The organism is Kluyvera intermedia (genome assembly GCF_021440345.1).
Taxonomy (GTDB): Bacteria; Pseudomonadota; Gammaproteobacteria; order Enterobacterales; family Enterobacteriaceae; genus Kluyvera; species Kluyvera intermedia_A.
In genome coordinates, this window is sequence record NZ_JAKCNS010000022.1 from 1 (window position 1) to 22,075 (window position 22,075).

Annotated in this window: 22 protein-coding genes and 1 riboswitch; of the genes, 9 read left to right on the plus strand and 13 right to left on the minus strand. The window is 54.6% G+C overall.

The window, feature by feature from the left end; translation table 11 throughout:
- The 8 genes from LZ634_RS07175 to moaA all read right to left on the minus strand — a co-directional run.
- Positions 1 to 350 (minus strand): hypothetical protein (locus LZ634_RS07175; protein WP_234503457.1); only part of this gene is annotated, 350 nt, incomplete at its 3' end.
- The gene (locus LZ634_RS07180; protein ID WP_234503458.1) at positions 332 to 724 is read right to left on the minus strand and encodes a hypothetical protein; all 393 of its coding nucleotides are present in this window, start codon (positions 722 to 724) and stop codon (positions 332 to 334) included. The genes LZ634_RS07180 and LZ634_RS07175, both read right to left, overlap by 19 nt.
- A 230-nt stretch (positions 725 to 954) precedes the next feature.
- Entirely contained in the window at positions 955 to 1,659 is a 705-nt protein-coding gene (locus LZ634_RS07185; RefSeq protein WP_234503460.1) for a Bax inhibitor-1 family protein, read from the minus strand.
- 98 nt (positions 1,660 to 1,757) lie between these two features.
- Positions 1,758 to 2,210, minus strand: a complete 453-nt coding sequence (moaE, locus tag LZ634_RS07190; protein ID WP_061282707.1) for a molybdopterin synthase catalytic subunit MoaE — start codon at positions 2,208 to 2,210, stop codon at positions 1,758 to 1,760.
- A 1-nt stretch (position 2,211) separates the two neighbouring features.
- Entirely contained in the window at positions 2,212 to 2,457 is a 246-nt protein-coding gene (moaD, locus tag LZ634_RS07195; RefSeq protein WP_234503461.1) for a molybdopterin synthase sulfur carrier subunit, read from the minus strand.
- Complete coding sequence (gene moaC, locus LZ634_RS07200) at positions 2,450 to 2,935, minus strand: cyclic pyranopterin monophosphate synthase MoaC (protein ID WP_052284730.1); 486 nt, start codon at positions 2,933 to 2,935, stop codon at positions 2,450 to 2,452. The genes moaD and moaC overlap by 8 nt, the downstream gene beginning before the upstream one ends.
- Before the next feature lie 4 nt (positions 2,936 to 2,939).
- Positions 2,940 to 3,452 carry a molybdenum cofactor biosynthesis protein B gene (gene moaB / locus LZ634_RS07205; RefSeq protein ID WP_234503463.1) on the minus strand — a complete coding sequence of 171 codons (513 nt, stop codon included), beginning with the start codon at positions 3,450 to 3,452 and terminating at the stop codon, positions 2,940 to 2,942.
- 22 nt (positions 3,453 to 3,474) lie between these two features.
- Complete coding sequence (gene moaA / locus LZ634_RS07210) at positions 3,475 to 4,464, minus strand: GTP 3',8-cyclase MoaA (RefSeq protein WP_234503464.1); 990 nt, start codon at positions 4,462 to 4,464, stop codon at positions 3,475 to 3,477.
- A riboswitch (molybdenum cofactor riboswitch) is annotated at positions 4,452 to 4,589 on the minus strand. It overlaps the preceding gene by 13 nt.
- Before the next feature lie 238 nt (positions 4,590 to 4,827).
- Here moaA and yvcK point away from each other — a divergent pair.
- The 4 genes from yvcK (at position 4,828) to pmrB (ending at position 9,207) form a co-directional block, all read left to right on the plus strand.
- Positions 4,828 to 5,733, plus strand: a complete 906-nt coding sequence (gene yvcK / locus LZ634_RS07215) for a uridine diphosphate-N-acetylglucosamine-binding protein YvcK (RefSeq protein ID WP_234503466.1) — start codon at positions 4,828 to 4,830, stop codon at positions 5,731 to 5,733.
- 77 nt (positions 5,734 to 5,810) lie between these two features.
- Positions 5,811 to 7,442 (plus strand): phosphoethanolamine transferase EptA, encoded by a 1,632-nt coding sequence (eptA, locus tag LZ634_RS07220; RefSeq protein ID WP_234503467.1) that lies wholly within the window; start codon positions 5,811 to 5,813, stop codon positions 7,440 to 7,442.
- Between the two features lie 10 nt (positions 7,443 to 7,452).
- A complete protein-coding gene (pmrA, locus tag LZ634_RS07225; protein WP_052284725.1) occupies positions 7,453 to 8,124 on the plus strand; it encodes a two-component system response regulator PmrA in 672 nt (223 codons plus the stop codon).
- 3 nt (positions 8,125 to 8,127) lie between these two features.
- On the plus strand, positions 8,128 to 9,207 hold the full coding sequence (pmrB, locus tag LZ634_RS07230; protein WP_234503468.1) for a two-component system sensor histidine kinase PmrB: 1,080 nt from the start codon (positions 8,128 to 8,130) through the stop codon (positions 9,205 to 9,207).
- A gap of 284 nt (positions 9,208 to 9,491) precedes the next feature.
- On the opposite strand, the gene uvrB is transcribed toward pmrB, so the two are convergent.
- The 5 genes from uvrB to bioB form a co-directional block, all read right to left on the minus strand.
- Positions 9,492 to 11,516, minus strand: coding sequence for an excinuclease ABC subunit UvrB (uvrB, locus tag LZ634_RS07235; protein ID WP_234503471.1), 2,025 nt, complete (start codon positions 11,514 to 11,516; stop codon positions 9,492 to 9,494).
- Positions 11,517 to 12,131: 615 nt separating this feature from the next.
- Positions 12,132 to 12,809, minus strand: a complete 678-nt coding sequence (gene bioD, locus LZ634_RS07240; protein ID WP_234503473.1) for a dethiobiotin synthase — start codon at positions 12,807 to 12,809, stop codon at positions 12,132 to 12,134.
- The gene (bioC, locus tag LZ634_RS07245; protein ID WP_234503475.1) at positions 12,802 to 13,557 is read right to left on the minus strand and encodes a malonyl-ACP O-methyltransferase BioC; all 756 of its coding nucleotides are present in this window, start codon (positions 13,555 to 13,557) and stop codon (positions 12,802 to 12,804) included. Before bioC ends, bioD begins: the two co-directional genes overlap by 8 nt.
- Positions 13,541 to 14,698, minus strand: coding sequence for an 8-amino-7-oxononanoate synthase (gene bioF, locus LZ634_RS07250; RefSeq protein WP_234503478.1), 1,158 nt, complete (start codon positions 14,696 to 14,698; stop codon positions 13,541 to 13,543). Before bioF ends, bioC begins: the two co-directional genes overlap by 17 nt.
- Positions 14,695 to 15,735, minus strand: a complete 1,041-nt coding sequence (bioB, locus tag LZ634_RS07255; protein ID WP_234503480.1) for a biotin synthase BioB — start codon at positions 15,733 to 15,735, stop codon at positions 14,695 to 14,697. Before bioB ends, bioF begins: the two co-directional genes overlap by 4 nt.
- An 84-nt stretch (positions 15,736 to 15,819) precedes the next feature.
- On the opposite strand from bioB, the gene bioA reads away from it, so the two are divergent.
- From bioA to LZ634_RS07280, 5 genes are all read left to right on the plus strand, one after another.
- Entirely contained in the window at positions 15,820 to 17,109 is a 1,290-nt protein-coding gene (gene bioA / locus LZ634_RS07260) for an adenosylmethionine--8-amino-7-oxononanoate transaminase (protein WP_234503482.1), read from the plus strand.
- Between the two features lie 69 nt (positions 17,110 to 17,178).
- Positions 17,179 to 17,655, plus strand: coding sequence for a kinase inhibitor (locus LZ634_RS07265; RefSeq protein WP_234503484.1), 477 nt, complete (start codon positions 17,179 to 17,181; stop codon positions 17,653 to 17,655).
- Between the two features lie 455 nt (positions 17,656 to 18,110).
- Positions 18,111 to 20,087 carry a PTS mannitol transporter subunit IICBA gene (locus LZ634_RS07270; RefSeq protein WP_234503485.1) on the plus strand — a complete coding sequence of 659 codons (1,977 nt, stop codon included), beginning with the start codon at positions 18,111 to 18,113 and terminating at the stop codon, positions 20,085 to 20,087.
- A 55-nt stretch (positions 20,088 to 20,142) separates the two neighbouring features.
- The gene (locus LZ634_RS07275; protein ID WP_234503488.1) at positions 20,143 to 21,300 is read left to right on the plus strand and encodes a mannitol-1-phosphate 5-dehydrogenase; all 1,158 of its coding nucleotides are present in this window, start codon (positions 20,143 to 20,145) and stop codon (positions 21,298 to 21,300) included.
- A 58-nt stretch (positions 21,301 to 21,358) separates the two neighbouring features.
- Positions 21,359 to 22,021 carry an MltR family transcriptional regulator gene (locus LZ634_RS07280; protein WP_414467731.1) on the plus strand — a complete coding sequence of 221 codons (663 nt, stop codon included), beginning with the start codon at positions 21,359 to 21,361 and terminating at the stop codon, positions 22,019 to 22,021.
- Positions 22,022 to 22,075: the final 54 nt, after the last annotated feature.

A 22,075-nucleotide genomic window follows, 5' to 3' on the forward strand; every position in this document is an offset into this window, starting at 1 on the left:
TTGGTTATTCTTATTATATCTGTTAGAGTATCTAACAAAATTTTAAGCCTTTCTTTTGCCCCAGGAGGAAATCCTATACCAGAAGATTCAGGATCATACTCATCATAATCGATTAGATATGTTGCATTAGGATACCCAGGTCTATCACCTATAAGAAAAGCAAAACAATCACCAGAAGGAATGTATTCTTCAGGAAAATTGTACAGCTCATTATATTTTATCTTACAAATACCTATGGATATCCTTGATATATACTTTAGTAACAATATCTCTTTTTCTCTATTTAGAGAAGGCATAATATAACCACAAACATCATTTGACATAATGACCTCTATTTTTCCAAAATCCATGGCCCTACAGCTTTACCATTTTTATCAATTTCACGGTGGTATTTTTTATCCATAAACCCTCGTTCATCATAGGTTATTTTATGTTCATGCGGAGGCACTTTTCCGTTAGAATCGTAACCTAAAGAACTATGAGTACGTTGCTGACCATAATCTTCTCGAGAAAACGTTCTCCCCTTACTATCATAATAAGTGATACTTTTTGAACCATCCCCCCTCGACACCTCATAGACAGAGTTCGGCGTTAAAGTCTTTGGAGCTTTACCAGAAAGAACAACTATATACTCAGTTACCACCTTATTAGTTGCATGGTTGATTATTTTGTTAGTTTCTTTCAAATAGTCAGCCGTCTTTTTCGATAAACGGCTACTATCCACAACATCCTTCTTAACAAGCTCTGCATCCTATCCAATACACTGGTGCAGACATTGAAAATTCCATTAAGCAATGTTGTGCAATGCATTTTCATTATTTGAAATATTTAATCCGTGACCTCCTCATGATTTATGAGTACGACTAATTCTTTCAGAAAAGTGCCCAAGGGCTGCTTTTGGACAAAAAAAATCCCGGAACCAGTCCGGGATTTTTTCAATATCAATTCGCTGAGTTAGCGGCGGTTGCCGAAGATACGCAGCAGCATCAGGAACAGGTTAATAAAGTCGAGATACAGGGTCAGCGCACCGAGAATGGCGTATTTGCGCAGATTAGATGAATCACGCACATCAATCTGTTCGCCAATGTTTTTCAGCTTCTGAGTGTCATAGGCGGTAAGGCCGACGAACACGATCACCCCGATATAGGTCACTGCCCACATCAGCGCTTCGCTTTTCAGCCAGAAGTTCACCAGCGACGCCAGCACAATGCCGATGAGCGCCATAAACAGCATGTTGCCTAAGCCGCTCAGGTCACGCTTGGTGGTGTAGCCGTACAGGCTCATGATACCGAACATGCCGCCGGTCACCACGAAGGTGCTGGCAATTGATGAATAGGTATAGACGATAAAAATGCTGGAGAGCGTCAACCCGGTAAGAGCCGAGTAGAGCATAAATAGCGTCGTCGCCATGCCCGAACTCAGGCGCTGTACCATGCCAGAGAGCACGAACACCAGCGCCAGCTGGGCGATAATCAGCCCAAAGAAGGTGATTTTACTGGAGAAAACGAACTCCATCACCGCCGGCGTATTGGCCGCATACCACGCAATAAACGCGGTCAGCAGCAGACCACAGGTCATCCAGCCATACACCTGAGCCATATAGGTTTGCAGGCCGCTACGCGCCTGCACAATAGAATCTGAGCGCGGGAATCGTTCCATGACGTTCTCCTGAAGTTAGTATGAACCTAAAATATTCGCCGTTATTCAGGCTACCAGCGCATCAGCGACAACCTGAACTCCATGAATTTAAGTGTACTCTACCAGCGCTCGGCTGCCTGTTTATCGCTGTCGCGCGCTTCCACCCAACGCTCCCCTTCCGGGGTCGCTTCACGCTTCCAGAACGGCGCGCGGGTCTTTAGATAGTCCATGATAAACTCGCCCGCGTCAAAGGCGCTGCTGCGATGAGCGCTGGTCACACCGACAAAGACGATCTCTTCGCCCGGCCACAGTTCGCCAATACGGTGAATCACGGTGACGCGGCCCAGCGGCCAGCGTTCGCGCGCGGCATCAACGATCTCCGCGAGTGCTTTTTCGGTCATGCCGGGATAGTGCTCAAGACTCAGCGCTTTGACGCTGTCGCCAAGGTTATGGTTACGTACTTTACCGGTGAATGTGACCACCGCGCCGTCTTCATCACGGGCAGCCAGCCACGGATATTCATCACCGACGCTGAACGGCTCATGGCCGACACGAATACGGGTTTCACTCATATCAACCTCCCGTAACCGGTGGGAAAAAGGCCACTTCATCGCCATCGGCCACCGGATGGTCGAAACTCACCAGCGTTTGATTTACCGCCGCCAGCAGCTTGCCCTCTTCCAGCGCCAGCGCCCAGCGCCCTTCTTGCGCCACCAGATGCTGGCGCACGGCTTCTACCGTCGAAAAATCAGAGGCCAGGGTCAGTGAGTCGGTGCCGACCAGCTCGCGGACTTGAGCAAAAAACAGCACGTTAATCATGAGCATCCACCTTAAAGTCTCCCGACTTGCCGCCGCTTTTCGCCAGCAGACGCACCGGGCCAATGACCATGTCTTTTTGTACCGCTTTGCACATGTCATAAATGGTGAGTGCCGCAACCGATGCGGCAGTGAGCGCTTCCATCTCGACGCCGGTCTTGCCGGTTAAGCGACACAGCGACTCAATCCGCACGCGGTTATGCTCCGGCTGGGCCTGCAGATTGACTTCCACTTTGCTCAGCATCAGCGGATGACACAGTGGAATCAGATCCCAGGTACGTTTTGCCGCTTGAATGCCAGCGATACGAGCGGTGGCAAAGACGTCGCCCTTATGATGGCTGCCGTCGATAATCATCGACAGAGTTTCCGGCAGCATAGTAACAAACGCTTCAGCGCGCGCTTCGCGAACGGTTTCCGCCTTGGCGGAGACATCCACCATATGGGCTTCACCGGCCGCGTTGATATGGGTCAGTTGCGACATCGTTTTATTTCTTCAAATGAGGGTGGAAGTTGCACGGGCGCGTACGGGCATCAAGCTGTGGGGCAATGATGTTATCCCACGCGGTGCGGCACGCTTTGGTTGAACCCGGCATGGCGAAAATCAGCGTACGGTTTGCCATTCCGGCGACGGCACGCGATTGCAGCGTGGCGGTGCCAATTTCTTCGAAAGAGAGCATGCGGAACACTTCGCCAAAACCTTCAATTTCGCGGTCAAACAGCGGCAGCAGGGCTTCAGGTGCCTGATCGCCGTCGGTTAAACCGGTACCACCGGTGATCAACACCACCTGCACATCGTCGCGGGCAATCCATGCGGAAACCTGGGCGCGGATCTGGTAGCGGTTCTCTTTGACAATGGCCTTATCGACGACCTGATGGCCCGCTTCCTGCGCCGAGTCGCGCAGGAAATGGCCGGAGGTATCGTCCTCTTCGCCACGGCGATTGGAAATAGTAAGAATAGCAACGCGTGCTGGGATAAATTCAGCGCTCACCTGACTCATTTGATAGCTCCTTGATGACGAATCATCCACCAATATAGGATAAATTCTGGGTAATTCCGGTATTGCCCTGATGCAGGAAGTGGGTCTGTTTTTTATGCGTTAGCGCTTCGGCAATACGGTCTTCCAGCGCCTGCTGCTGGGCGTCATCCGCCAGCAGTTCGCGCAGGTCAACGCCGCCGTCGCCAAACAGGCACAGATGCAGTTTCCCAATGGACGATACGCGCAGACGGTTACAGCTGGCGCAGAAGTCTTTTTCATACGGCATAATTAAGCCGATTTCCCCTTCGTAATCGGGGTGACAAAAGACCTGCGCCGGGCCGTCGCTGCGCTGACGGATTTGATGGATCCAGCCGCGCTGGAGCAGTTGGTCACGCAGCACCATGCCTGAGATATGGTGTTTGCGGAACAGTTCGCTGCCGTCGCCGGTTTCCATCAGTTCAATAAAGCGGAGTTGAATGCGGCGCGGTTTGATCCACGCCAGAAAGGTGTCGAGCTGGTGATGGTTGACATCGCGCATCAGCACGGTGTTGACCTTCACTTTATCAAAGCCCGCGGTAAAGGCGGCATCGATGCCATCCATCACCTGGCGGAACTTATCCTGACCGGTAATCGCGTGAAACTGTCGCGCGTCGAGACTGTCAACGCTGACGTTTAACGCGGTGAGTCCGGCTTCGCGCCAGGCGGCAACATCGCGCGCCATTCGATAACCGTTAGTGGTCACGGCAATCTGGCGAATTGAGGCGTTCTCTTTCACTGCGGCAATCACGTCGGTAAAGTCGCGACGTAACGACGGCTCCCCGCCGGTTAAACGGACTTTTTCCGTACCCAATGCCGAAAAGGCGCGCGTCACCCGGCGAATCTCGTCCAGCGACAAAAATCCTTTGTTGGTGACCCCATTGGGCTGGTAGCCGTTAGGCAGACAGTAGGTGCAGCGAAAGTTGCATACGTCGGTAATCGACAGGCGCAGATAAAAGAATCTGCGCGCAAACGCATCAGTGAGTTGTGAAGCCATAGACACCTTTCCAAATACGGGAGGCGAGATCATTTCTTCCTTCGCCCTGGCGACAGATTATCTGTCGCGGCCAAAGCACCGTATTTTTCAACTTAGGCGCAGAGGCTAGAGTGTGTTGTTCAGACTAAAGTAGAAACAGTACTGAACCTGGTTATGCCGAATAGTAGCGCGAGAATAACAGTTTCGCCATTCCCACAATCGTTATATAAAGCTATACATAACGACCTGATCGTGCACTTTCCCTACAGAATACGTAAAAATCACGCTTTTGCATTGATATACGTCATTTTGACCAGCACAGAGCATCGTCTTTTAGAGGTAGTTAGGCTAATGTAAGCACGTTTTTCACTATAAGGAAGTTGTATGCGCAATCGTACTTTTGCCGATCTCGACCGCGTCGTCGCGCTAGGCGGCGGACATGGCCTTGGACGCGTGATGTCATCTCTCTCATCGCTCGGCTCGCGCCTGACCGGCATCGTCACGACCACCGACAACGGCGGCTCTACCGGGAGAATTCGCCGTTCCGAAGGCGGTATCGCCTGGGGGGATATGCGCAACTGCCTTAACCAATTAATTACCGAGCCCAGCGTCGCCTCAACGATGTTTGAGTACCGTTTTACGGGTAACGGCGAACTTTCCGGACATAACCTCGGAAATCTAATGTTAAAGGCACTGGACAACCTGAGTATCCGGCCTTTAGAAGCCATCAATTTAATAAAAAACCTGCTGAAAGTTGAAGCTTCACTGATTCCAATGTCCGAACAGCCGGTTGATTTAATGGCAATCGACAGTGAGGGCCATGAAATTTACGGTGAAGTGAATATTGACCAACTCAAGCTGCCGCCGCGCGAATTAATGTTAACCCCTTTAGTCTCGGCGACTCGCGAAGCAGTAGAAGCGATTGCCGATGCGGACCTGATTCTTATTGGGCCCGACAGTTTCTACACCAGCCTGTTACCGATTATTCTGCTGCCGGATATTGCTCAGGCGCTTCGCCGCACCCCGGCGCCGATGGTCTATATCGATAATCTCGGCCGCGAGCACAGCCCGGCGGGCGACCTCGGCATTGATGAACGGATCGCGCTGCTGGAGCACTATATCGGCAAAGCGGTGATCGATGCGGTCGTTGTCGGCCCGAAAGTCGACGCCAGCCACGTTCAGTGCAAAGTGGTTATTCAGCAACCGCTGGAAGCCGGTGATATCCCCTATCGTCACGACCGCGTTCTGCTGCGTGCGGCACTCGAAGAAGCGTTACAGGCCTTTGGTTGAGTTTCCTTAACTTCTTAAGGTTGTCTTAAAATAGCTCGGGCAGCATAGCGAACATCATCACTTTTGAGTCCAACGCTATGCTTCGCCTGTTACGCAACCGCTCGACCGTCAGCCGGCTGACTTATATCATTCTGTTTGCGCTCTATATTGCGCTGCCGCTGAATATCGATTTTTATCGTCAGGTGTTTACCCTGCTGCCCGTTGACGGCCTGCATAACACGCTGGTCTTTATAAGTATGCCGGTGGTGGCGTTCTCGGTCATGGTGATATTGCTAACGCTGGCCTCCATTATTCGGCTGGAAAAACTGGTCGCTTCGCTATTTATCCTGCTTAGCGCCAGCGCCCAGTATTTTATGATGAGCTTCGGGGTCATTATTGACCGCTCGATGGTCACCAACATCTTCGACACCACGCCTGCCGAAAGTTACGCCCTGCTCTCCGGGCAAATGATTGCCGTCCTCGCTGTCTCCGCCCTGCTGTTTATTGCACTGGCATGGTGGATTAAAATTAAACCCGCTGCCAGCCTGGTGCGCGGTACCCTGATGCGGGTCGGGATGTTTGTCGTTTCGGCGGTATTAATTCTGCTGGTCGCCGCACTGTTTTATAAAGATTACGCCTCGCTGTTTCGTAATAATAAAGAGCTAGTGAAATCGCTTAACCCGTCAAACAGCATTGTGGCGGTTAATTCCTGGTATTTTCACCATGAGATGGACAACCTGCCGCTGGTAAAAATCGGTGAAGACGCCAAACAAAAAGCGGTGATGAATAATGGCCCGCGTAAAAATCTGACTATTTTAGTGCTCGGTGAGACTTCACGCGCCGCTGATTTTTCGTTGGGCGGCTATGACCGTGAAACCAACCCACTGTTAGCCAAAGACAACGTGGTCTACTTCCCGAAAACGACTTCCTGCGGAACCGCCACCGCCGTCTCGGTTCCCTGCATGTTCTCAAATATGCCGCGCACCAGCTACAACGAGTCGCTGGCTCATCATCAGGAAGGTTTGCTGGACATTATTCAGCGCGCCGGAATTCAGGTGCTGTGGAACGATAACGACGGCGGCTGTAAAGGTGCCTGCGACCGTGTACCACATCAGGACGTCACGGCGCTGAATCTGCCCGGCCAATGTATTAACGGCGAGTGCTACGATGACGTGCTGTTCCATGACCTGGAAAAAACCATTGATAATATGCAGGGCAACGGCGTAATTGTTCTGCACACCATCGGTAGTCACGGTCCAACTTATTACAATCGCTATCCAGCGGAATTCCGTCGCTATACGCCAACCTGCGATACCAGCGAAATTCAATCCTGTACCCAGGAGCAGCTCAAGAATAGCTACGACAACACCATTTTGTACGTCGACTATATCGTCGATAAGGCGATTAAATTGCTGCAATCGAGACAGGATAAATTTACCACCAGCCTGGTCTATCTTTCCGATCACGGTGAATCATTGGGCGAGAACGGCGTTTATCTGCACGGGTTGCCCTATTCCATCGCGCCAGAAACACAAAAACATGTGCCAATGCTGTTATGGTTATCGGATGATTATCAAAAGCGCTATGGCGTTAATTACGACTGTCTGCAAAAGCAGGCCAAAGAAAATAACTACTCGCAGGATAACCTGTTCTCTACAATGCTAGGTCTGACCGGCGTAGAGACGCAGGAATATCGCGCAGCGGATGATATCTTAGCCACGTGTAAATAGAGGCCAGTAGATGAAAATTTTAGTCGTTGAAGATGACACCTTGCTATTACAGGGGCTGATTCTGGCCATGCAAAGTGAGGGCTACGCCTGTGATGGCGTGGCTACCGCCCAGCAGGCAGCGCTTAGCCTCGCCAACGGGCATTACAGCCTTGTCGTGCTGGATTTAGGTCTGCCGGATGAAGACGGGCTGCATTTCCTCAACCGGATGCGCCAGGAAAAACTCAGCGTTCCAGTGTTGATCCTCACTGCTCGCGATACGTTAGAGGATCGCGTGAGCGGTCTGGATACCGGTGCCGACGATTATCTGGTGAAGCCATTCGCGCTGGAAGAACTTAACGCCCGCATTCGAGCTCTGCTGCGACGCAATCTGAACCAGGGTGATAACGAAGTCACCGTTGAGAATCTGCGCCTCAACGTCACCCGCCGCCAGGTGTGGCTGGACGGTGAACTGCTGGAACTCACCCCCAAAGAGTACGCTTTACTGTCGCGCCTGATGCTCAAAGCCGGTAGCCCGGTACACCGCGAAATTCTCTACAACGATATCTACAACTGGGATAACGAGCCGGCGACCAATACGCTGGAAGTACATATCCATAACCTGCGCGACAAAGTGGGTAAAGCGCGTATCCGCACCGTACGCGGCTTCGGCTATCAGTTGGTTACGACCGCAAAGGCAGAATAAAGCATGGCACTCTTCTCCATTCGCAAATGGCCGATGCGCCATCAGTTACTACTGGCCATCGGCGTTATTCTGGTGGTGTTCCAGCTTATCAGCGTGTTCTGGCTCTGGCACGAGAGTAAAGAACAGATCGAGCTGGAAGTGGCAATGCTGCTTAACAACCACAACAATGCCAAACACATACGCCACGAAGTGCGAGAGGCGATTGCCAGCCTGTTGGTACCAAGCCTGGTGATTATCGGCCTGGCGCTATATTTATGTCTGCAGGCGGTCAAGCGCATTACGCGCCCGCTGGCCGATCTGCAAAAAGAGCTCGATGCGCGTACGCCGGGAAATTTGCAGCCCATTTATCTGCAGCAGACCACGGTTGAAGTTGAAGCAGTGACCAGGGCGATTAACCAGCTGGTCGAGAATTTGACCCAAACGCTCGATCGCGAACGCCTGTTTACCGCCGACGTCGCCCACGAACTGCGCACGCCGCTGGCGGGGCTGAAATTGCATCTCGAACTGCTGGAAAAAACGCAGCACCTGGATCTGTCCGCCCTGGTGCAGCGTCTGGACCAAATGACCGAGAGCGTTGCGCAACTACTGCTATTAGCGCGAGTCGGGCAATCATTTTCCGCGGGAAGCTACCAGCAGGTTGACTTGCTAGCCGATGTGGTTGAGCCGATAAAAAGCGAGCTGGAGACCATGCTGGGCGCACGCGGGCAAACGTTGGCGATTGAGGAACCAGCCTCAGCGCTGATCGTTTCCGGCGATGCCACCCTACTGCGGCTATTGGTGCGTAATCTGGTGGAAAATGCACATCGTTATAGCCCGCAAGCGTCAACCATTACGCTCTTGCTGGAGTCCGCATCGCATCCGATGCTGGTGGTTGAGGATGAGGGGCCGGGGATTGATGAGTCGAAAGTCGGCGAGCTGAGCCAGGCGTTTGTTCGTATGGACAGCCGCTACGGCGGGATTGGCCTCGGGCTAAGTATTGTGACGCGTATCGCCCAGCTGCATGAGGCCGCTTTCTTCTTACAGAACCGTGATACCGGAACCGGCACGCGGGCATGGGTAGAATTTCAGGCGCCGAAGCGCTAAAGCGCTTTAGTAAGTTAGCATCCAGTGGCAGGCAAAACCGGCGACGATAGCCGCAAAGACAAGCATGGTAAACAACTGCTGAAAACTTAAATTCGACATGACGCTACCCTCATAGATTTTGGGAATAGTATCAGTCGTATTTATTAAGTGAACATTAAGGATTCAACCCGCAGCGTGACCCCTGCCACATTTCGCGCCAATATCAGCCACAGCGTACGCTAGCCTGGACAACCAACGTCTTCAGCATAGCCCGGCCGACCTAAGTCAGCGGGCAAAATACCGTATCAGGACGTCGCAATAAACAGTTCGCGCAGCTTGTGCAAACGGTCGCGAGCCTGCGCCGCCTCTTCGAATTCGAGATTCTGCGCATGCTTCATCATCTGCGCCTCCAGCGTCTGGATTTGCTGCTGTAGCGCCTTCGGCGTCAACGCCTGCACATCTGGCTCGACGATAGAAGATGCGCCGCGAGACTTGCCGCGGCCTTTGGCTTTGGTCTTCGCCAGCCCCTCGCCCATCGACAGAATGTCGACCACATCTTTCACCAGCCCCTGAGGCACAATCCCGTGCTCTTCATTGTAGAGCTGCTGCTTCTCACGGCGGCGTTCGGTCTCGCCGATTGCTTTGGCCATTGAGGCAGTAATTCTGTCACCGTACAGAATGGCCTTACCGTTGATGTTACGCGCGGCGCGGCCAATGGTCTGAATCAGCGAACGCTCGGAACGCAGGAAGCCTTCTTTATCGGCATCGAGAATAGCCACCAGCGAGACTTCCGGCATGTCCAGCCCTTCACGCAGCAGGTTGATGCCCACCAGCACGTCGAACTCACCCAGACGCAGGTCGCGAATGATTTCCATACGCTCAACGGTATCGATATCCGAGTGCAGATAACGCACCCGCTCGCCGTGCTCTTCCAGATAGTCGGTGAGATCTTCCGCCATACGTTTGGTCAACGTTGTCACCAGCACACGCTCGTTAATCACCGAACGCTTACGGATTTCCGATAGCAGATCATCAACCTGAGTACCGACCGGACGCACTTCAATAATGGGATCGAGCAGCCCCGTAGGGCGCACAACCTGATCAATCACGTCACCACCGGATTTCTCCAGTTCGTAGTTACCCGGCGTCGCCGACACATAAATGGTTTGCGGCGCCAGCGCTTCAAACTCTTCAAATTTCAATGGGCGGTTATCCAGCGCCGATGGCAGGCGGAAGCCGTACTCCACCAGCGTCTCTTTACGCGCCCTGTCGCCGCGATACATACCGCCAATTTGCGGAATAGTGACGTGCGATTCGTCAATAACCAGCAGGCCATCGGCCGGCAGATAGTCAAATAGCGTCGGCGGCGGCTCGCCTGGGCCTCGGCCGGAGAGGAAGCGCGAGTAGTTTTCAATGCCCGAGCAATAGCCCAGCTCGTTCATCATCTCGAGATCGAACTGGGTACGCTGGCTGAGGCGCTGCTCTTCCAGCAGTTTGTTGTTGTCCAGCAGCACTTTACGTCGCTCCGCCAGCTCAACTTTGATCTCTTCCATCGCCTGCACGATACGTTCACGCGGTGTTACGTAGTGACTTTTTGGGTAGACCGTATAGCGCTGGAGAGTGGATTCGATATGCCCGGTCAGCGGGTCGAACAGCGACAGCCGCTCGACCTCTTCATCAAACAGCTCCACGCGCAGCGCGATGTCGTCTGATTCCGCAGGGAAAATATCGATAACCTCGCCGCGTACGCGGAAGGTCCCACGCTGGAACGCCTGATCGTTACGGGTGTACTGCAAATCCGCCAGACGGCGCAGAATGGCGCGCTGGTCGATAATGGTGCCCACCGTCAGGTGCAGCATCATTTTCAGATACAGATCCGGGTCACCCAGACCGTAGATCGCCGACACCGAGGCCACCACAATGACATCGCGGCGCTCAAGCAGCGCCTTGGTCGCCGACAGACGCATCTGATCGATATGTTCGTTAACGGCGGAATCTTTTTCGATAAAGGTATCGGAGCTCGGGACGTAGGCTTCCGGCTGGTAGTAATCGTAGTAGGAGACAAAATACTCGACCGCATTCTCCGGAAAGAACGCTTTCATTTCGCCATACAGCTGTGCCGCCAGCGTTTTATTCGGTGCCAGCACCATCGTTGGGCGCTGGAGGTCAGCAATGACGTTAGCCACGGTAAAAGTTTTACCCGACCCGGTTACGCCCAGCAGCGTCTGGTGCGCCAGACCGTCTTCCAGACCCTCTTTCAGACGTGAGATGGCAACAGGCTGGTCGCCTGAAGGACTAAACGCAGAATGCAACTTAAAGGGTTTACTCATGGGCAACGCTACCTGATGACTGATGGCCGGGCTGGAGATTAATTCTACTCGTCGCCTGCGGATTTGCCAATAAAAAAGACTGGATATAAAAACAGTAGTGCATTATCGTATTTCGTATACTCGCGGCGATAACAAGCAAGAGCGGCTAAAATTTGTCCTCAGACCAGATAAAAAACTAGTCGTACAGGGTTATCCCCAGAACATTTTCTCTTTTAACATTTGTCAATATAGGTCATGAAAGTTTTATGGCAATTGACAGCACTTTTTATGACGCCATTGCTTTTATTTATCTTATTGATTTATAAAACAAACAACCAAAAGACGCGTTTCGCGCCAATTCAGGCGAAAGCCGCATGCTCTCTCGTTTACCGCAAGTTTTCTAACCCTAATACACAGGGTTATCCACAGGAATAGTGGATAACTACCTCTAGCCCCTATCCCCCGCCACCCGGCGATTTGCGCAACGCACTCCAAAAGCGACAGCAAAAAAAAATTTTCCCGCTGATTTTGATATTTATCAGCGAAAAGGCGTAGTCGTTTTAAGGAAATTTTGTTCGATTCTTTTACGTTTTCTGCGGGTTAGCGCTTACGAATGAAGATAACCCGCAAGCAACGTCAGAGGGCGGTCAGTGAAAGATAGTGCCCCAGCGGTTGAGTCTCTACTGCGTCGCCCAGCCATGGAATTTCACCCAGCATAGGGGCTGGTAGCATCCGCTGAAGCGTACTGAGATATTCGGCATGTCGACGGCCCGGCGGCGTCACATCATTAGCAATCCACCCCGCCAGCCGTAGCCCGGCCTGCTGCACCGCCTGCGCAGTTAACACCGCATGGTTAATGCAGCCCAGCTTCACACCAACGACCAGAATCACCGGCAGCTGTTCCATCTTCACCCAATCCGCTAACGTCAGCGTCGGCGACAGCGGCGTAAACCAGCCTCCGGCCCCTTCCACCAACACCCAATCCGCCTGCCCTTCCAGCGAACGCAATCCGGCTGAAAGCACGCTGGCTTCAATCGGACGCTGCTCATCGGCGCTGACGATATGCGGCGAGGTGGGTTCCGCGAAGGTGTATGGGTTCACCACATCGTAATCGAGCGGCACGACGCTGTTACGCTGCAGCGCCAGCGCATCGCTGTTGCGCAATCCCTCTGGCGTCATTTCGCTGCCGGAGGCCACCGGCTTATATCCGGCGGTGCGTCGTCCCAGCAGACCTGCCGCTTGCAAAAGCGCGGTGCTGGCAACGGTTTTTCCCACCTCGGTATCGGTGCCGGTCACATAGTAGCGTTCAATCACGCGTAATTACTCCTGTAAAAAGATGGTAAGTCAGCGGGCATTCACCCGCCTGCGACGGCCATGCCAGTTGAAGCTGCTGCAACCTGCCGCGCGTTAATGGCTGACTGCTGCGCCCCTGATGGAGGTGCGTCGCGCCGATCCCCTTCAGCGAACGCATGGCGCTTAACGCATCGGGAAACGACAGTGTGATAGAGGTTAACGTCGCCTGATGGCGGTAGCCTGCCAGCGCGTCGCGCAGCATTGTTTCGGACAGAAAACGATTCGCATGCGGATGGCTATCAATAGCTCGCCAGGCCTGATTGAGTTCGGGTAAAGAACCTGCGGTTAGCGTGGTAAACGCCAGCGTGCCGCCGGGGCTCAGCTGGCGATAAAGCCCGGCAAGCGCCACGCGAATATCGCTGCACCACTGCACCGCCAGATTGCTCCACACCAGCTCAAAACCGCCTTCCGGCAGCGGAATATCTTCGATATCCGCTTGAACATAACGGTCTGCCGACTGCAGGCGCTGCGCCTGCTGCAACATGTCGTCGGAAAGATCAAGGGCGGTGACGTGGCTTCCCTGGTCGCGCCAGTAGCGGCTGTAGCTGCCGGGCCCGCATCCAGCGTCCAGCACTCGCGCGAACGACGCCGATGGCAGCTGGGCCAGCAGATACGCCGCGCTCAGGCGCTGCAGCTCATCGTGCTGATGGTAGTGGGCGGCGGCACGGCCAAACGCCGCTGCTACCGCCTGTTTATCCACGCTCGCCATGCAGTACCTCCAGCAGCTGCGTAATATCCTGCGGTTCATGCGCGGCGGTCAGCGTCAGACGCAGGCGTGCGGTACCGGCGGGAACCGTCGGTGGGCGAATCGCCGTCACCCAACAGCCCTGTTCGCGCAGCCGCACTGCCAGCTGGAGCGTATGCTGATTATCGCCGACGATAAGCGGCTGAATGGCGCTGAGCGAATCGGTCAACGGATACGCCAGGTCGCTGGCCCCGTGACGAAAATCCGCCACGTGCTGTGACAGCGTTTCTCGCCGCTGTTGGCCCTCATCGCTTTGAATAACCGCCAGCGCCGCCTGCAGCGCCACTGCCTGAGCCGGGGGCATGGCGGTGCTGTAAATCAAATGACGGGCAAACTGCAGGAAGTAGTCCGCTACCGCGTGGCTGCACAATACCGCCGCGCCGCTGAGGCCGAAGGCTTTGCCAAACGTGACAATCAACAGCTCCGGATGAACGCCCTGCTGCTGACAGCTGCCACGACCGTTGTCCCCGTCAACGCCAATACCGTGCGCATCATCCACCATCAGCCAGCCGTTGGCCGCTCGCGTGGCGCTGGCAATATCGGCCAGCGGCGCACGGTCGCCGTCCATGCTGAACACCCCTTCGGTCACTACCAGTTGCTGCCCTGTGAGCGGAGCGGCAAGCAGGCGAGCGAGATGCTGGCTGTCATTGTGCTGAAAACGTCGCAGCTGCGCCGGGCTCTGCGCCGCAGCTTCCAGCAGCGAAGCGTGGCTGAGACGGTCGGCAACAATGCGATCCTCGCGTCCGGCCAGCGCGGCAATCACCGCCTGGTTGGCGGCGAATCCGGAGATAAACAGCAGTGCACGGTCATAGCCCAGCCAGCCGGCCAGCTCTTCTTCCAGCCGCTGATGCGCCTGGTGATAGCCGGTGACGTGCCCCGAGCCGCCGGAACCCACGCCGTAACGCTCGGCCCCCTGCTGCCAGGCCTGGATCACCCGTGGATGCTGGCTTAAGCCCAGATAATCATTACTGGAAAAATTCAGATAACGACGATCGTCACGGACCAGCCAGCGCCCCGCCCCCTGCGTGAGCGGCTGGCGCTGGCGAAATGCCTGTGCTTCCCGCCGCTCGGCGACCGCTTGTTCGATTCTCAGCTGCCAGCTCATACCGCCGCCGCGTTGTAATATTCCTCGGTATCCGGCGTCATCAACGCCTGTTCCAGACGCTGCTGCTGTTCGTTATCACCCGCGGTGACCATGGTCTGCTGCGGGTTGAGACCCAGCTTGCGGAACAGTTGCAGATCTTTGTCCTCTTCCGGGTTTGGCGTGGTCAGCAGTTTGCAGCCGTAGAACACCGAGTTGGCACCGGCCATAAAGCACATCGCCTGGGTCTGCTCGTTCATCTGCTCACGACCGGCAGACAGGCGCACGTGGGAGGTTGGCATCATGATACGCGCCACGGCGATAGTGCGAATAAAATCAAACGCATCAACGTCTTCGTTATCGGCCAGCGGGGTTCCTTTCACCTTCACCAGCATGTTGATCGGCACGCTCTCTGGCGGCGTTGGCAGATTGGCCAACTGCAGCAGCAGCCCGGCACGGTCAGTCACCGTTTCGCCCAGGCCTACGATACCGCCGGAGCACACTTTGATCCCGGCTTCACGCACTTTGTCGAGCGTGTCGAGACGTTCCTGATAGCTGCGGGTGGTGATGATATTGCCGTAAAATTCCGGCGAGGTGTCGAGGTTATGGTTGTAGTAATCGAGGCCCGCCGACGCCAGACGTCCCGCCTGACTGTCGGACAGCGTGCCCAGCGTCATACAGGCTTCCAGCCCCATCTCTTTCACGCCCTGCACCATCTGCTCAAGGTACGGCATATCGCGCTCGTGCGGGTTTTTCCACGCCGCGCCCATGCAAAAACGGGTGGAGCCTGCCAGCTTCGCTTTGCGAGCGGATTCCAGCACCTGCTCCACTTCCATCAGGCGCTCGCTTTCCAGCCCGGTTTTGTAGCGCGAGCTCTGCGGGCAGTATTTACAGTCTTCCGGGCAGGCGCCGGTTTTAATCGACAGCAGCGTACTCACCTGCACCTGCTGAGGGTCGAAATGTTGACGGTGAACCTGCTGCGCTTCAAACAGTAAATCCAGCAGCGGTTTTTCGAAAAGAGCGGTGACCTGCGACATTGTCCAGCGTAAAGGGTGAGCCATTGGCTTCTCCGGGGGTTTTGTTAATTTTCGGATCGGTTTATACTCGTAAACCTAAAACTTTTCAAAATGGTTTACAAGTCGATTATGACAACGGACGATCTCGCCTTCGATCAGCGCCACATCTGGCATCCCTACACCTCCATGACCGCACCGCTGCCGGTTTACCCGATTGTCTCCGCCGAAGGCTGCGAGCTGCAGCTGGCCAGCGGCGAGCGTCTGGTTGACGGTATGTCATCGTGGTGGGCGACTATTCATGGCTACAATCACCCGCGTCTGAACGCGGCGATGAAGGCGCAGATTGACCAGATGTCGCACGTGATGTTTGGCGGGATAACCCATCCTTCTGCCGTGGCCCTGTGTCGCAAGCTGGTGGCAATGACGCCGGAGCCGCTGGAGTGCGTGTTCCTCGCCGATTCCGGTTCGGTAGCGGTGGAAGTGGCGATGAAGATGGCCTTGCAGTACTGGCAGGCCAAAGGCGAGCCGCGCCAGCGTTTTCTCACCTTCCGCAACGGCTACCACGGCGATACCTTCGGTGCGATGTCGGTGTGCGATCCCGATAACTCGATGCACAGTCTGTGGAAAGGCTACCTGCCGGAAAACCTGTTTGCCCCGGCGCCGCACAGCCGCTTTGACGGCGAGTTTGATGAATACGATATGGTGGCGTTTGCGCGCCTGATGGCGGCGCATCGCTCGGAAATTGCGGCGGTGATCCTCGAACCTGTCGTGCAGGGCGCGGGCGGGATGCGCATGTATCATCCGGAGTGGCTCAAGCGGATCCGCAAGATGTGCGACCGGGAAGGCATTCTACTGATTGCCGATGAGATTGCCACCGGTTTTGGCCGCACCGGCAAGCTGTTCGCCTGCGAACACGCGGACATCAGCGCCGATATTCTGTGCTTGGGGAAAGCCTTGACCGGCGGCACCATGACCCTATCGGCAGCCATCACCACGCGTGACGTCGCAGAGACCATCAGCAACGGCGAAGCGGGCTGCTTTATGCACGGCCCGACGTTTATGGGCAACCCGCTGGCCTGCGCCGTGGCGGCGGAAAGTCTCGCTATCCTTGAGAGCGGTGAATGGAAAACGCAGGTCGCCGCCATTGAGCAGCAGCTCAAGCGCGAACTGGCACCGGCGGTGGATTCGCCGCAGGTCGCCGACGTGCGCGTGCTGGGCGCAATTGGCGTTATCGAAACACGCTATCCGGTGAACATGGCGCAGCTACAGCGTTTCTTCGTCGAGCAAGGGGTGTGGATCCGCCCGTTTGGCCGCCTGATTTATCTGATGCCGCCGTACCTCATTAGCCCGCAACAGCTCACCCGCTTGACGCGCGCGGTCTGTTTGGCCGTCGAGCAGGAAACATTTTTTATCCAATAGCAGCAGCAACACCGCGAAATAAGCATTAAACTCCTTCGTTAATCAGTAGATTAACAAAGGAGGCAGTCAATGAAATTAGTCAGCCGCGAACTGCGCGACGGTGAGAAACTTCCCCAACGTCAGGTCTTCAACGGGATGGGCTATGATGGCGAAAACATCTCTCCGCATCTGGCCTGGGACGACGTCCCGGCCGGTACCAAAAGCTTTGTCGTGACCTGCTATGATCCGGATGCGCCAACCGGCTCCGGATGGTGGCACTGGATTGTCGCCAATATTCCGGCAGACACCCGTGAACTGCCAGCGGGTGCCGGCTCTGACTTAGTCGCCTTACCGGCGGGTGCCCTGCAAACCCGTACCGATTTTGGCAAAGCCGGCTACGGCGGCGCGGCACCGCCAAAAGGCGAAACCCACCGCTATATCTTTACCGTACACGCACTCGACGTAAACAAAATCGACGTTGACGAGGGTGCCAGCGGCGCTATGGTCGGGTTTAACGTCCACTTCCACAGCCTGGCGAGCGCCTCGCTGACCGCGCTGTTTAGCTAATACCCGCCCGACCTTCTCAGCCCTGCATGGTAAACCGTGCGGGGCTTTTTTATATCCGTGATCTGAGATTTGTAATTTTATGACGTAAATTGACCGGCCGAAGGAGAAAAACGGGAGAAGAGAGGAGTCACGAAAAACATCTTGTGAATGCTGTCACAATTTAAAAACAAAGACGCCAAAAATAAAGGTGACTAACATCACAAAAAATCGCCGATAAGGCCTCTATTTTTAACATTGTAGCGAAATTACAGAAGTTAATGTGATCACCATCACTTAAAAGGTGGGTGAACGGGGGTTTAGTTGGTGACCAAGATCACAAATCCCCCTCGAGTACGCGAGATGATAACGGCGTGATAGAGTCGATTTTGCATACAGAACGACTGGATGGTTTTTGGCGAAACCACCACAACTATTACGACGCGTAACATCTTTACGCGCACCACGAGGGGTGTTTTATGTTATCACCAGATATCAAGGTCAAGGTACAGAATTTTGGCCGCTTTCTCAGCAATATGGTGATGCCCAATATTGGCGCATTCATTGCCTGGGGTTTGATTACCGCTTTATTTATTCCGACGGGCTGGCTGCCTAACGATACGTTAGCCAAGCTGGTTGGCCCGATGATCACCTATCTGCTGCCGCTGCTCATCGGCTACACCGGTGGTCGTCTGATTGGCGGCGAGCGCGGTGGCGTAGTCGGCGCTATCACCACGATGGGCGTTATCGTCGGTGCCGATATGCCAATGTTTATGGGTGCCATGATTGCCGGCCCGCTCGGCGGCTGGGCGATTAAGCGCTTTGACCGCTGGGTAGACGGTAAAATCAAAAGCGGTTTTGAGATGCTGGTGAACAACTTCTCGGCCGGTATTATCGGCATGCTGCTGGCTATGCTCGCCTTTATGGCGATTGGCCCAATGGTTGAAGTGTTGTCAAAAGTGCTGGCATCGGGCGTGAACGTCATGGTGCAGAACAACCTGCTGCCGCTGACCTCTGTGTTTGTTGAACCGGCAAAAATCCTGTTCCTCAATAACGCCATTAACCACGGCATCTTCTCGCCGCTGGGTATTCAGCAGGCGACTGAAACCGGCAAATCGATCTTCTTCCTGATTGAAGCAAACCCAGGCCCAGGCCTCGGCGTACTGTTAGCCTATATGTTTGTTGGCAAAGGCAGCGCTAAGCAGTCGGCTGGCGGCGCGGCAATTATTCACTTCTTCGGCGGTATTCACGAAATCTACTTCCCGTATGTGCTGATGAACCCGCGCCTGATTCTGGCGGTGATTCTCGGCGGCATGACCGGCGTGTTCACCCTCACCCTGTTCAACGCGGGCCTGGTATCCCCAGCGTCTCCTGGCTCCATTTTCGCGGTCCTGCTGATGACGCCAAAAGCGTCGCTGATTGGCGTTGCACTGTCGATTATTGCCTCCACGCTGGTGTCGTTCCTCACCGCGTCCATGTTGCTTAAGCGAGTTCGCGTTGGCGATGAAGAGAGCAACGGTCTGTCTGAAGCGACTCGCCGCATGCAGGCGTTGAAGCAGCAGTCTAAATCTGGCGGCAAAACGTCTGGCGAGCAGCCACTTCCAGCTCCGGCTCTCGATTTGTCGAAAGACCTGCAGCACGTTCGCAAAATTATCGTGGCCTGTGATGCCGGCATGGGCTCAAGCGCCCTGGGTGCTGGCGTCCTGCGTAAGAAGGTGAAAGATGCCGGTCTGACCCACATTTCGGTCAGCAACTGTGCCATCAACAGCCTTCCTGACGACGTAGATTTGGTCATTACCCATCAGGATTTAACCGAGCGAGCCATGCGCCATGCACCGCAGGCGATGCATATTTCGCTGAGCAACTTCCTCGATAGCGGACTGTACACCGATCTCACGACCCGCCTGCTGGCTGCCAAAATGCCACCCGCAGCCAACGACGGTCGGCTGATTAACCAAAGCATTATCGCGGCCAACGATGAAACCTTCGCCGGCACCGAGCGCGATGAGAATCTGTTTAAACTGAGCGCTGACAACATCTTCCTGAACCTCACCGCCGACAATAAAGCCCAGGCCATCCGCTTTGCCGGTGAAATGTTGGTCTCCGGCGGTTACGTAGAGCCGGACTACATCGACGCCATGCTGGCGCGGGAAGCGCTAACCACCACCTATCTGGGAGAGTCCATCGCCGTCCCACACGGCACCGTAGAAGCCAAAGACCGCGTGCTGCGCACCGGGATCGTCATTTGCCAGTATCCGCAGGGTGTTCGATTCGGCGATGAGCCGGACGACGTGGCCCGTCTGGTTATCGGCATTGCCGCCCGCAATAACGAACACGTGCAGGTTATCGCCCGCTTAGCCAACGCGCTGGATGATAAAGACGTTATCGAACGTCTGACGCAGACCAGCAGCGTACAGGAAATCTTGCAGATCCTGTCCGGCGAGCAAGCAGCGTAAGGTTTCGGGGGCCATTCGCCCCCTGATACGGAAAGACTTTTTCGGAGTAACATTTATGAAAGCAATTCATTTTGGCGCAGGGAATATTGGTCGTGGTTTTATTGGTAAACTGCTGGCCGATGCGCAGGCAGAATTAACCTTTGCCGACGTCAACCAGCCGTTAATCGATCAGCTTGCCCACCAGCAGCATTACCAGGTCAACGTGGTCGGCGAACAGGCACGCGTCGAACAGGTCAGCCATATCCGCGCGATTAATAGCAACAGCCCGGATGCCATTCAACAGATTGCGCAAGCCGATATGATTACCACCGCCGTTGGCCCGCAGGTGCTCAGTAAAATCGCCAACACGCTGGCACAGGGGCTGATAGCCCGCCACACCAGTGGCAACCAGCAGCCGATGAACATCATCGCCTGTGAAAACATGGTGCGCGGCACCAGTCAGCTCAAAAATCATGTGCTCGAGGCTATCCCTGCCGAGCTTCATGCCTGGGTTGAAGAGCATGTCGGTTTTGTCGATTCCGCCGTGGACCGTATTGTTCCGCCAAGCGCGGCGGCGAACGACGATCCGCTGGACGTGACGGTGGAAACCTTTAGCGAATGGATTGTCGATAGCACTCAGTTCAAAGGACAATTGCCGAATATTGCTGGAATGGAACCAACCAGCAATTTGATGGCCTACATTGAGCGTAAACTGTTTACCCTTAACACCGGCCATGCCATCACCGCCTATCTCGGCCAGTTGGCAGGGCATCAGACCATCCGCGACGCTATTCTCGACCCGGCGATTCGTCAGGTGGTGAAAAGTGCCATGGCGGAAAGTGGTGACGTACTGATTAAACGCTACGGCTTCGATCCGGCGCAGCATGCGGCCTATATCGACAAGATTTTAGCCCGCTTTGAAAACCCCTATTTGCATGACGATGTTGAACGCGTCGGCCGCCAGCCGCTGCGCAAACTGAGCGAAAACGATCGTCTCATCAAGCCGCTGCGAGGGACTTTGGAGTATGGTCTTCCCAACGCAAACCTGGTGATGGGCATTGCCGCTGCGCTGAGCTATCGCAGCCTTAATGACCCACAGGCTCAAGAGATGGCGACGTTATTACACGAAAATGGCGTGGTTAACGCCATTATTCAGCTTTGCGGTCTTAACGATCAGCCAAAACTTGTCGCCCAGATAGCGAATGTGTATAACGCCATGCAACGCAAGGCATGATGCCACCTTAGTGGTTGGCGCTGCCGTATACCGGCAGCGCCAGAATAAGAAGGATAAGATGAAACACAATCGCCTGCGCTTAGCTGCGCAACCCGAAGAAAACACACATCGTCCGGCGACACCGGCGCCAGAGAAGCCGCGCGCTGCGGAATATGACACCACGATGATGACCACAATGGATGACTCCGATCTTTATAAAAATCAGGCGGTTGAAAATCGCGTTCTGGAACGACTTAATGCACGCCAGACGCTCACCGGATTTATTCAGACCGCCGTTGGACTCCTGGCCGAAGCCGTAGACCTGCTGATTCTTCAGGCCTTTCGCAAAGATGACTACGCCGTCAAATACGCGGTGGAACCGTTGCTGGAAGGTAGCGGCCCGTTGGCAAACCTCTCGGTACGCCTCAAGCTCATCTACGCGATGGGCGTTATTAGCCGCGATGAATACGAAGACATCGAACTGCTGATTGCGCTCAACAACGAATTGCTGACCGAAAATACGATTTACAGCTTTACCGACGATGAAATCCTTGGGCCTATCAACATGCTGCACTGTATGACGGCGCTGCCGCCGCAGCCTACGCTGCATTTGCCAGAGGATGTGGTTGATGAATCACTCATTACCATGCAAGAACAGCGCTATCAGCAAATGGTTCGCTCGACGCTGGTGCTCAGCATCACCGATTTAATTACCAGTCTGACGCATAAAAAAGCCTTTTAGGTGGCCATGAGAAAGTACAGGGCCACCCCGCTACGGCTTTATGAGGCCGTTGAT

Coding starts and splice junctions, on each gene's coding strand:
- yvcK (WP_234503466.1), top strand. CDS start 4,828: ATGCGCAATCGTACTTTTGCCGATCTCGACCGCGTCGTCGCGCTAGGC.
- uvrB (WP_234503471.1), bottom strand. CDS start 11,516: ATGAGTAAACCCTTTAAGTTGCATTCTGCGTTTAGTCCTTCAGGCGAC.
- moaB (WP_234503463.1), bottom strand. CDS start 3,452: ATGAGTCAGGTGAGCGCTGAATTTATCCCAGCACGCGTTGCTATTCTT.
- LZ634_RS07280 (WP_414467731.1), top strand. CDS start 21,359: ATGAAACACAATCGCCTGCGCTTAGCTGCGCAACCCGAAGAAAACACA.
- LZ634_RS07275 (WP_234503488.1), top strand. CDS start 20,143: ATGAAAGCAATTCATTTTGGCGCAGGGAATATTGGTCGTGGTTTTATT.
- bioF (WP_234503478.1), bottom strand. CDS start 14,698: ATGAGCTGGCAGCTGAGAATCGAACAAGCGGTCGCCGAGCGGCGGGAA.
- LZ634_RS07270 (WP_234503485.1), top strand. CDS start 18,111: ATGTTATCACCAGATATCAAGGTCAAGGTACAGAATTTTGGCCGCTTT.
- LZ634_RS07265 (WP_234503484.1), top strand. CDS start 17,179: ATGAAATTAGTCAGCCGCGAACTGCGCGACGGTGAGAAACTTCCCCAA.
- pmrB (WP_234503468.1), top strand. CDS start 8,128: ATGGCACTCTTCTCCATTCGCAAATGGCCGATGCGCCATCAGTTACTA.
- moaE (WP_061282707.1), bottom strand. CDS start 2,210: ATGAGTGAAACCCGTATTCGTGTCGGCCATGAGCCGTTCAGCGTCGGT.
- bioC (WP_234503475.1), bottom strand. CDS start 13,557: ATGGCGAGCGTGGATAAACAGGCGGTAGCAGCGGCGTTTGGCCGTGCC.
- eptA (WP_234503467.1), top strand. CDS start 5,811: ATGCTTCGCCTGTTACGCAACCGCTCGACCGTCAGCCGGCTGACTTAT.
- LZ634_RS07185 (WP_234503460.1), bottom strand. CDS start 1,659: ATGGAACGATTCCCGCGCTCAGATTCTATTGTGCAGGCGCGTAGCGGC.
- bioA (WP_234503482.1), top strand. CDS start 15,820: ATGACAACGGACGATCTCGCCTTCGATCAGCGCCACATCTGGCATCCC.
- bioB (WP_234503480.1), bottom strand. CDS start 15,735: ATGGCTCACCCTTTACGCTGGACAATGTCGCAGGTCACCGCTCTTTTC.
- moaA (WP_234503464.1), bottom strand. CDS start 4,464: ATGGCTTCACAACTCACTGATGCGTTTGCGCGCAGATTCTTTTATCTG.
- moaC (WP_052284730.1), bottom strand. CDS start 2,935: ATGTCGCAACTGACCCATATCAACGCGGCCGGTGAAGCCCATATGGTG.
- pmrA (WP_052284725.1), top strand. CDS start 7,453: ATGAAAATTTTAGTCGTTGAAGATGACACCTTGCTATTACAGGGGCTG.
- moaD (WP_234503461.1), bottom strand. CDS start 2,457: ATGATTAACGTGCTGTTTTTTGCTCAAGTCCGCGAGCTGGTCGGCACC.